This window comes from Polaribacter sp. 20A6, from assembly GCF_011378915.1.
Taxonomy (GTDB): domain Bacteria; phylum Bacteroidota; class Bacteroidia; order Flavobacteriales; family Flavobacteriaceae; genus Polaribacter; species Polaribacter sejongensis.
In genome coordinates, this window is the sequence record NZ_WTPZ01000078.1 from 1 (window position 1) to 684 (window position 684).

Annotated in this window: 1 rRNA gene; it reads left to right on the top strand. The window is 50.7% G+C overall.

Annotated features, from left to right (window positions below):
* Window positions 1-89: 89 nt before the first annotated feature.
* Window positions 90-684: ribosomal RNA gene (locus GQS57_RS18450) — 16S ribosomal RNA — on the top strand; the annotation flags it as partial.

The following is a 684-nucleotide window of genomic DNA, read 5'->3' on the forward strand; positions in this document are numbered from 1 at the left end:
ACGGCAATCGCTTTATGTTGGTTTGTTGCTTAGGCAATGGATCGATTAAGTTATAGTTAGTGTAATACGATTTGAGTGAGCAAGTTCTTTAACTGAAGAGTTTGATCATGGCTCAGATTGAACGCTGGCGGCAGGCTTAACACATGCAAGTCGAGCGGAAACGATGTAGCTTGCTACAGGCGTCGAGCGGCGGACGGGTGAGTAACGCGTAGGAATCTGCCTAGTAGTGGGGGACAACATGTGGAAACGCATGCTAATACCGCATACGCCCTACGGGGGAAAGGAGGGGATCTTCGGACCTTTCGCTATTAGATGAGCCTGCGTAAGATTAGCTAGTTGGTAGGGTAAAGGCCTACCAAGGCGACGATCTTTAACTGGTCTGAGAGGATGACCAGTCACACTGGGACTGAGACACGGCCCAGACTCCTACGGGAGGCAGCAGTGGGGAATATTGGACAATGGGCGCAAGCCTGATCCAGCCATGCCGCGTGTGTGAAGAAGGCCTTAGGGTTGTAAAGCACTTTCAGGAGCGAGGAAGGGTGATGACTTAATACGTTATCATTTTGACGTTAACTCCAGAAGAAGCACCGGCTAACTCTGTGCCAGCAGCCGCGGTAATACAGAGGGTGCAAGCGTTAATCGGAATTACTGGGCGTAAAGCGCGCGTAGGTGGTTTGTTAAGTC